9 protein-coding genes and 1 pseudogene are annotated in these 9,227 nt (G+C 52.5%); 2 read left to right on the top strand and 8 right to left on the bottom strand.

Going from position 1 to position 9,227, the window contains the following annotated elements; translation table 11 throughout:
• A pseudogene (locus FDM28_RS16705) lies at positions 1-118 on the top strand (IS3 family transposase); the annotation flags it as partial.
• 109 nt (positions 119-227) lie between these two features.
• Here FDM28_RS16705 and istB read toward each other — a convergent pair.
• Together istB and istA are read right to left on the bottom strand one after the other, a co-directional pair.
• Positions 228-1,043 carry an IS21-like element helper ATPase IstB gene (gene istB / locus FDM28_RS16700; RefSeq protein ID WP_138517054.1) on the bottom strand — a complete coding sequence of 272 codons (816 nt, stop codon included), beginning with the start codon at positions 1,041-1,043 and terminating at the stop codon, positions 228-230.
• On the bottom strand, positions 1,036-2,559 hold the full coding sequence (gene istA / locus FDM28_RS16695; RefSeq protein ID WP_138517052.1) for an IS21 family transposase: 1,524 nt from the start codon (positions 2,557-2,559) through the stop codon (positions 1,036-1,038). Before istA ends, istB begins: the two co-directional genes overlap by 8 nt.
• A 258-nt stretch (positions 2,560-2,817) precedes the next feature.
• On the opposite strand from istA, the gene FDM28_RS16690 reads away from it, so the two are divergent.
• Positions 2,818-3,378: a hypothetical protein gene (locus FDM28_RS16690; RefSeq protein WP_206022002.1), complete on the top strand. Its 561-nt coding sequence runs from the start codon at positions 2,818-2,820 to the stop codon at positions 3,376-3,378.
• A gap of 198 nt (positions 3,379-3,576) precedes the next feature.
• Here FDM28_RS16690 and FDM28_RS16685 read toward each other — a convergent pair whose 3' ends face one another.
• The 6 genes from FDM28_RS16685 to FDM28_RS16660 all read right to left on the bottom strand — a co-directional run bounded on the left by FDM28_RS16685 (position 3,577) and on the right by FDM28_RS16660 (position 9,151).
• On the bottom strand, positions 3,577-4,374 hold the full coding sequence (locus FDM28_RS16685) for a metallophosphoesterase (protein WP_138517186.1): 798 nt from the start codon (positions 4,372-4,374) through the stop codon (positions 3,577-3,579).
• Positions 4,371-5,036: a hypothetical protein gene (locus tag FDM28_RS16680; RefSeq protein WP_138517184.1), complete on the bottom strand. Its 666-nt coding sequence runs from the start codon at positions 5,034-5,036 to the stop codon at positions 4,371-4,373. Before FDM28_RS16680 ends, FDM28_RS16685 begins: the two co-directional genes overlap by 4 nt.
• Entirely contained in the window at positions 5,037-5,837 is an 801-nt protein-coding gene (locus FDM28_RS16675; RefSeq protein ID WP_138517182.1) for a metallophosphoesterase, read from the bottom strand. It abuts the gene before it with no gap.
• Entirely contained in the window at positions 5,837-6,340 is a 504-nt protein-coding gene (locus FDM28_RS16670) for a hypothetical protein (RefSeq protein WP_138517180.1), read from the bottom strand. The genes FDM28_RS16675 and FDM28_RS16670 overlap by 1 nt, the downstream gene beginning before the upstream one ends.
• 10 nt (positions 6,341-6,350) lie before the next feature.
• Positions 6,351-7,526, bottom strand: coding sequence for an HAD domain-containing protein (locus tag FDM28_RS16665; RefSeq protein WP_138517178.1), 1,176 nt, complete (start codon positions 7,524-7,526; stop codon positions 6,351-6,353).
• Between the two features lie 263 nt (positions 7,527-7,789).
• A complete protein-coding gene (locus FDM28_RS16660; RefSeq protein ID WP_138517176.1) occupies positions 7,790-9,151 on the bottom strand; it encodes a replication initiation protein in 1,362 nt (453 codons plus the stop codon).
• Positions 9,152-9,227 lie beyond the last annotated feature (76 nt).

The following is a 9,227-nucleotide window of genomic DNA, read 5'->3' as shown; positions in this document are numbered from 1 at the left end:
AGCGAAGCACCGAGTGGCTTGGCCAGTGGGTTTGATATGCGAGACGCTCGGTGTCTCACGCAGCGGCTTTTACGCATGGTTGAGCAGACCCAAGAGCCTACGCAGCCAAACCGATGAGGTCATGGGCTGTTGGCGCCGATTGAATCTTGACAGTGCGTGCCGATTCAATTTTGATAGGGGGCTTGTAGCCAGCAGTTAGGCTGCTGACTGTGGATAACTATAGTCCTTTAGGGGTTTGTCACCTCCTGACTGGCTTCGGCCCGGCGGTATTGCTCCCTTGATTTGATCTTTCCCTTGGCCTCCTTTGAGCTGTGCCGGAACCGGTAGGACTCATTGCCAGTCTCAACGATGTGGCAGTGATGGGTGAGTCGATCCAGTAATGCCGTGGTCATCTTGGCATCCCCGAACACGGCTGACCACTCTGCAAACGTCAGGTTGGTAGTGATCAGAACGCTGGTGTGTTCATAGAGCTTGGACAGCAGATGGAACAGCAATGCTCCCCCGGCCTGGCTGAATGGCAAGTAGCCCAGTTCGTCCAGAATGACCAAGTCCATGCGCATCAAGCTCAGGGCGATTCGACCTGGATTTCCCTTGGCCTTCTCCTGCTCCAACGCATTGACTAGGTCAACCGTGGAATAGAAGCGCACACGCTTTGAATGGTGTGTCAGACCAGAGATTCCCAGCGCAGTCGCCAGATGGGTCTTACCGGTGCCAGGACCACCAATCAGAACAACGTTCTGTGCATCCTCCGTGAACGTGAGGTCCGCCAACTTTTTGATGAGCGCTTTGTCCACTGGTGAGACTTCGAAGTCGAAGCCTGCCAGGTCCCGATGAATCGGGAAGCGTGCTGCCTTCATCTGATGGGCAATGGAGCGCATGTGCCTGTCCACATCCTCGGCCTGGAGCAAGTGTTCAATCAGCCAGCGTGAGCTCTGGATTGTTGCGCCGCCGTCTTGCTCCATCAGGTCGCCCCAGGCATTGGCCATGCCATTGAGTCGCAAGGCCTTGAGCTCGCTTTGAACGTTGCGTTCTGCATCATGCATGGAAGACTCCCTGGTCATCGTTATGGGTGGGCCGCAGGCGGTCGTAGCGTGCGGTATCAGCTATGGGAAGGTGGGTTAGTTGCAAAGCGGTCTGTGCATGCTCGGGCCTGGGCGGTGCATTCAGCCGTGCCAGCACATTGCGCACATGCTCAGCACTGACGCTGCCATTGGGCGTGGCCCCTTCAAGCACCAGATCAACCGCCACCAACACGGCGTCCAATCCAGCCTGCGGTACAGTGGCCAACACCTGTGCCATCGTGCGATCTCCTCCTGCGTGTCGCAGTAGGGATTTGCGCAAGCGCTGCAAAGGCGCGGGCAGATCCAGGAACGGCGCCCCGTTTCGCAACGCACCAGGCTTGCGCTGTATTAGTTCAATGTAGTGTTGCCAGTCGTATGTCGTTTGGCCGCTGCCCGGAGTTCGGGCGTGACTGGCGATGATGGTTTCCGCACATGCAACATCCACGCGGTTGGGATACAACCGTGTGCTCACCAGATGCCCAGCCCACTCACATGGCACGGAGTAACGGTTGCGCGCCACAGCAACCAGACAAGTGCTGCTGACCCGTGCAGGCTTCTCCACGTAGCCATCAAACAGAACAGGCATGGACATGAGATGGGGACGCTCCAACTCCAGCATCTCCGCTACGGTGAACTGCTTGTGAATGGGATGCGCCGTGTCAGCCCAGATCGAGTGGCACCGCTCCCCGAGCCAGGTGTTGAGTTCAGCGAACGATCCAAAGCGTCGCGTACCAGCCTCAATCCAGATGCGCCTGCGACTGTCCTGCACGTTCTTCTCCACTACCCCTTTCTCCCAGCCCGATGCCACATTGCAGAAGTCGGGATCAAACAGGTAGTGGCTGCACATCGCCGAGAAGCGCGCGTTAACAATGCGCCCCTTGCCCTTCTTGACCTTGTCCACTGCAGTCTTCATGTTGTCGTAGATGCCACGCCTGGCAACACCACCCAGCGCATGGAATGACCGGGTGTGCGCATCGAACAGCATCTCGTGGCCCTGCCCAGGGTAGGCCACAAGCCAGAAGGCACGACTGGCGCATAGCTTCAAATGGGCCACCTGCATCTTGTAAAACACACCGCCAACCAGCAGCCCCTCCTCACTCCAGTCGAACTGGAAGGCCTCACCGAGCTCGAAGCTCAGTGGCACAAAGGCCTTGGTGGGGTCCTTGGCTCTTTCTTCACGCCATGATCGAATGAAGTCAGTCACTGCGCTGTAGCCACCCCGGTATCCCTGGGCCTGTATCTGCGCAAATAGCGCCTTGCCAGTGCGCCGTGCATGCTTAGCCCGGTGTGCGTCCGTGCGCAGCGCTTGCTCCAGCACAGGCTCAAATGGCGTGAGCTTGCCCTCAAGCTTCTTGCGTTCGTACTTCGGGGTTATGTCGCCGGGAGCCTTGAGCCACTTCTTGACCGTGTTTCTGGCCAGTCCCGTTCGTCTGCAAATCTCTCCGTCAGAGAGTTGGTCGCGCAACTTCATGCGCCGCACCTTGCCAATCATGTCCATGGTGATCACCTTTTACATCCCTGCTGAAAGTTTCAGCAGGGCAGTGGAACACCCCTGTCAATTTTGGATCGGCACTCTCGATCTCACACTGTCAACTTTCGGTCGGCGGCAACAGATTGGACCTCTGGAAAACCAGCGTTGCCCATTGATTTTCAGGCGGGGCAATACATCCTGGTCAACGCAGAGCCCAAGGGGCCGTAATACATTTCACAAGTCAGCAAAACAACTGCCAGTTGTTTGAGCCCGGTATTTCGGATTGTGAGCATTCAAGACAGAATGCACTTCCGCATCAAAGGAACCCATGTGATGGCCATCTTCGATAACGTTCGCTACGGGCAGATAGAGGCAGATGCTCACCAAACGACGTTGCATTTACTCACTGAGGTGGCCGACTACCTGAGTCGTCTTCCAGCACACCCCAAGACTCACGCGATGATTCAGAAGGTGCAATCCCATTTGGATAACCCGAAGGCAAAGGCACAAAACGCACGATTGGCCATGCTCGCAGAGGACCAGACACTGAGCGCAAAAATTCAATCTGGCGACGGCTTCAAAGGCACTTCTCGGCTCATCCCCTCCGGGGCCCCAGTGATCGCTGCTAGGTTGCTTTATCCGAAGTTGCGACTTGAATCACCCGCTGTTCAAGAGCTCCTCAATGCAGGAGAGCAATTGCAAGCAGACACCCTATCTGCAGCAATCGGACGTGCAATTGCTGAGGGAGTGACCATTGACCTGTCGCCCATTCATCCAATCGTTGACCACGTGTGGCTTGATCCACAAGCTGTGATGACACCTAGTCACAAGAACGAAAATGCGTAACGCTGATAAGTACGGAGAGATAGATTTCTAATTCCCGGTCTGATGTCCCGGATTTCAAGTGACCAGGCTTTCAGCGCTCATGCCTGAGGTGCGAAACAGCTATGCTGAGTTAATGCGCCGTGCCGGAGTTGAATTCTTGCCTGGAGCTTCGCTTAATCATCAAGTGGGGCTCAAATCTTGCACCGGTGCAAGACACATTCAAACATCTATCAAGCACCGCATTTCAAAGTCGGGATTCTGGTCTTTTCCACTCCTGAGTTTGTATCCCCGCGGGTTGCTGAGCACCCTGGTTCCATTTAATTCATAGTCAACTGACTCATGAACGTGTCCGTGAATCCAGAGCTTCGATTTCCCCATGTAGTTGGTTAGGTCGCTGGCATAACAGCAAGAGAGGATGTCCTCTTTGTATTCCTCAGGAATTGAATTCAGGTGCGGCGCATGATGAGAAATGATCACTGTCTTTGCCGGGTCGGCGCCATCCAATTGGCTATCCAGCCACTCCAGTGAATTTCGGTGGCGGCGAGAGGTCAGGTCAGGAATCAGGTGCTTACCCTTGACCCAGTACATCTCAGCACTCCGGCTGATCTTGATCTGCCTGTAATCGTTCATCCGCTCTCTGGCCTCTGAGAATGCAGCGAAGCGGTCGTCGCCGAAAAGTCGGAAATCCGTCCAGAGTGATGCACCCAGAATAGTGATTTCTCCCACCCTAAAAGCATCGTTTTCAAGCAGGTGCACCTCGTGCTGTATAGCGAGTTCGCGAGCTCTTTCCAAGGTTCGATCCCAATGCCCACCGTAATACTCGTGGTTGCCTAGGACAAATACAACCGGCTTGTGCGGGAAGGTCTCCCTCCCCCACCTGATCCCAGTGAGGCCGTTATTGATATCGCCTGCAAGTACCACTAGGTCTGCCTGGTCATCAACACGGGCACCATCTTCCAAAACTGGATTAAAAGGTCCATGGTCCAAGTGCAGATCGGAGTAGACGAGCATCTTCATTCCGCACCCCCAATGGACTTCTCGCGCTCCTCCTTCGAAACATTGACCAAGTTCATGCTCCCCTGCTTCACATCGTCGAATCGAATTCGGTCGTTCATACGCCAATCCTCTTGTTTGAGAAAAGCGTCATCCAAGGGCAGGATCACATCACCTGTTTCTGGGTCCTTGTCAAATACAGCGGTCCAGCTCGTGATTCGGTCAGCTCTTGGTTTGACTTCAACACGGTCGTTCGGTCCTATCCAGAACTGGTGATACCCATTGTTCGAAGTGAAAACTGCAACCGCGTGGATAGCGCCGTCTTGTTTGGGATCGCCCATCAAAAATGCTTGATTAAATTCAAGGCTGCTGCCGTCTTCAAACCGGATTCGGACTACGCCATAGCCAAAGTCACTATCAAGGAGCCCATTTTCAGAAATGTGTGCTTCCGGGCGCCCCAACTTTTGAGAGAGTTTGCGGGCCCAGCGCGCAAGCACTCCGCGGCTGCTCGAAGCGCATCTCAATCGCAGATCAGTCAGTTCGTTTTGAGCTGCTTCACGAATCTCTTCCGTCGTGAGATTTCCTCCGGTAAGAAGTTCTTGTAAATACACACTTCGCGCATCAAAAGTTGCAACTGCGTAGTCAAGCCAATCAGCGAACCCTTGTGGTGGCAAGATACGAGTCATTCAAACCTCCACTATCAGTCGCGGATTGAAGTCGGAATTCTCAAACTGAGCTTCTTCCATGCTCTTGATAGATCTCCGATTTAAGACGTACCCAGCAGGGTTCGCAACAATCCTGCAGTGCCCCACCTTGTAGTCAAACCCGTCATGGACGTGCCCATGTATCCAAAGGTCAACTCCATCAAGTAGCTCGCCAAGATCGCTCACAAAAGCTGCGCTCAGCAAGTCGTCCTTGTACTTTTGGTGAACTGAATTGGGATGGGGTCCATGGTGCGTGACGACCACTGTTTTGCCGTCAAATGGTTTCGCCAGCTCTTCCTTCAGCCAGAGACACGTTGAAGCGTGAATCTGTACGGCATCCCACGGAGAGAAGGTCCCTTTTCCCGTCAGGATGAGTCGGTGATCGTTCAATCGGCGCTTGGCATCGAGCATGGCGATTTGCTGTGAGTGCATCGGCTCAAAGAGTCTGTAATCCGTCCAAAGTGTTGCCCCCAGGAAGCGGACACCCTGAATGACGACTGAATTCCGCTCCAAAAAATGGACACCGGCATCAGCCGCCCGCGCACGCATCTGGCCTTGTTTTGTTCCATGGACGTGACCATAGAACTCATGGTTGCCAGCCACATAAATGATTTCTGTGCCATGCTTCCAATTTTTGAAACGGTCGATACCCTGGCATCCATCGTGAATGTCGCCGGCGAGCACCAGCACATCCGCGTCTGTAGGCTCAATGATGGAAAGTTCTGCTCCTGCTAGTTTGGGCAAGAGGTCAAGATGCAGATCGGAGGCAATTTGAATTTTCATCACAAACTGTCCTCATCATCGTTGAACCATAACGCTCGCATACTCTGGTTACCTTCGTTCTTGCGCTGGTGTGCATGCTGTGCACAAAGCACCAATACGTAGCCCGTGTGGCTGTCAGGATGACCTGCATCACCACAGACAATGCATGTTGTATGTGTCTTGTTTTCCGCGGAAGCGATCAACTCGGCCACTAATTCTTGAACTTTTGCAGCCGGCTTTTCCTCGCTCGAATCTCTCAAAACTGTCACCACGCTTGAATGATCAACCAGGCGGACTTTTATAGACGGTGACAAGCCATCGATCCTGTAGTGCCAACGTGCGACACCGAACTTTTCTTTTGCTTGAATCCATCGGAAGTTCTTCTTGTCAGAGCCCAGCAACTCATCAATGTCCTCGCACAGCTTTGCAAACATTGGAAACCAACCCCTAGCGATTGAGATCCCTAGGTTTGCCTCATCAAACATGTAAGGGAACCGCGCCTTCAATTCATTTGGATTTTTCATATAAAAGTGCTCAAGTGAGACATTCGATCCTGTCTCCCAGGCCGTTTTTGATGGAGCAGTAGTTAACTCCGATCGACTCGAATCCGAGGGTGTCCCATTGGGTTTTGTATGTCTCCGTCATGTCGTCATGCGTATGCCCGTGGAAGGAACGCAGCACACCCATAGCGCGAGCCAGCTCATCAATCTTTTGAAATCCAAATGGATGACAACTGGGCGCCTCGTGCGTAATCAGAATGTCGGCGCGCTCCCTGGCCAATTGATCAAAGTCATCTGGGTAAATCGCGCCAAGGTATGACGGGTTCGGACGCTGGCCATCCCGAAATTGGAAAGCACCGCGGTTCATCGCTGCTGATTTGCTTCCGAAATGCGGATGCTTTGGTGGCATCCACACTCGGTCCAGAAAGGTTCCTCCCAGACCGGCTACTTTCACACCATCGAGATCCAGGACTTGGCCATGAAGTGCTACGGCCTCCCCTGCATGGTGAAGGCAGTCCCAATGTTCATAGGTGTCTGCGTCGTGGTTTCCATGGATGAAACCAACTTTAATGGTTGGGAAGGTCCTGCTCAGAGGCGCTAACACCTGCACAAGGGGCATGTGATCAATATCAATATCCCCCAGGAATACGAGCCAGGTGGGCTTGATGCTGGCGGCCAGGATGGCCTGTGCGATGTGAAGAAATGAACCATGAACATCGCCCAAAAACCAGATTTTCTGAAGCGCGTTCTTCAGTTGGGTATGCCTCAGTAGTTTTCGCAGTTTTTCCGCGTCCTGCTCAACAAATCCGGTAGATTTTTCTGTCAGAAGCAGCTGTGGACATCCGGGCTGGAACCATTCAGCCCGGTCATCGATTGCGATCCAATTTGCTCCTGGTCGGTGCTCTTCAATCCAGCATTCGATCTCAAATTGACGATCAAATTCCGGCACACCTGGATTCCAGCTGGAATCAGTAATGCTCGGCGTGACGCCAACCACACGACCGGCTATGTCGTCAGAGAAGTTGCACTGGAGGCCTTCGAGTGTGAATTGATTTCGCCAGGATGAGCTGATAACGACTTCGACATCAGCGAACTCTCGGAGAATCGACTCAACGAGCGGGAGCTGACTAAAAGCATGCTCCGTAGTGCATGGCTCCGGGTGGGTTACACCATCGAAGTCAAGGAATAAAACTGTCCGGTTCGAGTTCACATCACTCCATTTTTCTGGAGCCGATGTTTTTGATGTCGGCTCCCTTGCTTGAGGGGCCGGCTTTGAAAAACTCTAATTGAGGCTTTCTAGCACCCGCCCTTGATCCACTACGGCCATGCATATGACGGTAGTTTTGTTGGATTCTGCAGAGCGGGTTGCCATGGCTTGAAGAGTATCAGTAGGACTCGAAGTTGGCAAAATTTTTCGACCTTCGCGTTAGAAAAACTGTGGCGCAAAAAATAAACGATATCGCTTAATGCGCCTCAATCGTCTTTCTCAACTGCCCAATCGTCGCCGTAGGTCTGCACTGCATAGATATCAACCATCTTGGCAAACAGAATTGGCGCAGACTCCCATGCCTTTGACTCAATTTTCATGCTGAGGTTTGGGTTCGCCATGTTCTTGTTTTTAAGATCAGCAAAGGCAAGGTATGCGTATGGTTGCTGTTCTTCTAAGACAAGTTCAGAGAACTCCTTCCTGATCTCGGCACGTCGTTCATCCTTGTAGGTCATTGCGACCTGAGGCACCACACCAGAAGGTGTGTTTGTTTTCGGGAGAAGTTCTTGCTGAACCGGTGCTTTCTTTGGCAGACCGCCTGCAGCAAAGAATGGATTTACCTCTTCCAGGATTTTGTTCAAGTAGGCAAGCTTTCGATCAATCTTCGTTGGATCTTGTTGTCCCATCCGAACGAAAGCTTCTTTGAGAGCCATCTCCGACTGCCCATTTCTAATGAGAGTGGAAATGTCTGTGAGCCTCAACCCCAGTGCAAGAGCCTTATCAGCGATCTCAGGATTCAACTTGTTTGGCAATGCTGAGAACTCAGCAGCTTTGCGCATCACAGTGAATTGGACCAGCCCGCCCTTCTCAATCATCTGAATGTCCAGATCAGTGTTCTCGCAAATCTCTTGAACAGCTTTTTGGACTTTTTCGCCTTTGAACTTTCTCCACTCACGCCACTTCGGCAAGCCCGTGCTTGGATCGACTTCTGGAACCTTTGATGACAACGCCTGCGTCCACCAGATTGGTTCCTGCTTACACGTCACTCCATTTGGATTGGTTCGATACCGAGCGCAAATTTCGTACAACGCAACTGACTCGTAGGTTGACAACTTGGTCAGCTGATAAAGACTGATCTGGGCGTACTTGTAGTCCTGAGGACTTCGAAGCTGGTTAAAAATTCCTGGTGGTAGTTCCCACTTAACAATCACTTCCGAGTTCTTGTTCGAGGGTTTTGACTTTTTAAACCGAACTTCGGAGAGCAGGCCGAGATTTACCCAGTCGTCCTCGTCTTCGAAGACTTCGCCCTCTTCCCTGTGATCTGGTGCTTCCCAGTCGATCCGAATATTTGCCATTTCATTCAGGAACTCCTTGGCAGACGCCCGGAGATCCGATTGCCCTGCTTGAATAGGTAGCAAAAGGTCAACAAGTCTTGACTCGAAATAATGCCCCTTTGGCATCTGAGTGCCGTGCTCCGTCTCGTATTCCACAATTTGATCGGCCGATGTGTGGAGGATGACGTTGTAAATCTTGCGAGCGTTGACACTGATCTTGCCTGCACGTGGCAGCATGACCAACGCGCGTACTGGTTTGCGCAGCTTAACTTCTGGGACTTTTTTTTCAGCCATTGATCGCCTTAGGATGTCCAAAATATTCTAATCGAATTTGGACAAAATGCAATTTCCCAGCGTTCCAAGCGTTTCT

This window comes from Rhodoferax bucti, assembly GCF_005876985.1.
In the GTDB taxonomy this organism is placed as follows: Bacteria; Pseudomonadota; Gammaproteobacteria; order Burkholderiales; family Burkholderiaceae_C; genus Allorhodoferax; species Allorhodoferax bucti.
This window is presented reverse-complemented; position numbering and strand designations above follow the sequence as displayed.